Annotated in this window: 2 protein-coding genes and 1 pseudogene; all 3 read right to left on the bottom strand. The window is 44.2% G+C overall.

Features of this window, described 5'->3' with window-relative positions; genetic code table 11:
• Positions 1–437: pseudogene (vopQ, locus tag R7Z78_RS24655) on the bottom strand (type III secretion system effector VopQ); the annotation flags it as partial.
• Between the two features lie 9 nt (positions 438–446).
• The gene (gene vecA / locus R7Z78_RS24660; protein WP_021454315.1) at positions 447–905 is read right to left on the bottom strand and encodes a CesT family type III secretion system chaperone VecA; all 459 of its coding nucleotides are present in this window, start codon (positions 903–905) and stop codon (positions 447–449) included.
• 25 nt (positions 906–930) lie between these two features.
• The coding region (locus R7Z78_RS24665) for a hypothetical protein (protein ID WP_212733948.1) at positions 931–1,110 on the bottom strand (180 nt) is incomplete at its 5' end.

Genomic DNA, 1,110 nt, shown 5'->3' on the forward strand with positions numbered 1-1,110 from the left:
CTGACTTGCATACGCGGATCTTTGCTGATCGAATCAAACGTATTTTTGAGCTGCTGATAGGTGTCGCCTTCGACTTTTACTTCATCAAGTAGGCTCACCACTTCCAAAATTTTTCGCTCGGTTAATGGTTCTCCTCGGTAGCCTGACGGACTGACTAATGAATAAGCCAAAAGCGCGGTTTCTGGTTTTTCTTCCTTAAGCAGTGCCTGCTTCAAGTCGAGGTGCGTTTTGATGTTTTCTTGGAAGAACTTGGTGTATTTTTTTCTTAATACGCCTTCGCTAACCGAAGCAAACTTGTGGCCTTTATGGAACGTAGATGGCTCTTTGACTTCGCCTCTTTTGCTTATTACTCGGTCAGCTTTTTGCGCGGCAATGGCACGAAACTGTTCCAAATCGGGTACTGGGCTTTGACTGATTTTTTGCGTTGTATTCACCATAACTCCCTCCTACACACGCAGTGGTTGAACATGACTTTGTTCATGATTTGAAGTGGCTGAAAGATCTTGATCCAACATGGCAAAACGCGCTTGCCAAAGTTCGGTCTGTTCGATGATTTCGTGGAACCAAACTGTCAAGTTGGCTGAGTTAAGATGCTCGGTAGGTTGGCGACCCACTAAGACAAGTTGTCGACCATTCGGGGCGAGCGATAACGCCAAGTTGCCACTGCCTACTCTTTGGTAATTTGCGCGGGCTAATAGCTCTAAGCCTCTTACGCGCAACTCTCCCGATTTCTCTAAGCCGCCAAACGCAACAGAGAGCATTAAGGCGTCATCTTCTGTGGCGGTGAAGTACAGCACGAATCGATCATCAACGAGAAGCTGACAACGATTTCCATCTTCTAAAATGAGCGGTGGTAATTCATTTAAACGACAAAACTCATCGAGCAGTGGTTGAATCGTGTTCATAATCTTTCCTCTTGTTTCCGTCACTCTATTGAACACCGATTCCCATTTTGACGATGTCGCTAATGGTTTTATTTTTGTCACTTTCACCGTTTCTTTGTGATGATGGCCTCAGATACAACCTCAATTTAACTATTTGGTTTATAAACAAAAAAAGAGCAACACTCAGCTGCTCTTTTCTTACGGATTCGATTTTCATGTTCGATGT

This window comes from Vibrio sp. 1167, from assembly GCF_033340375.1.
In the GTDB taxonomy this organism is placed as follows: domain Bacteria; phylum Pseudomonadota; class Gammaproteobacteria; order Enterobacterales; family Vibrionaceae; genus Vibrio; species Vibrio alginolyticus.

Excerpts from the sequence above, each read along its gene's own strand:
- vecA (WP_021454315.1), bottom strand. The coding sequence starts at position 905 with ATGAACACGATTCAACCACTGCTCGATGAGTTTTGTCGTTTAAATGAA.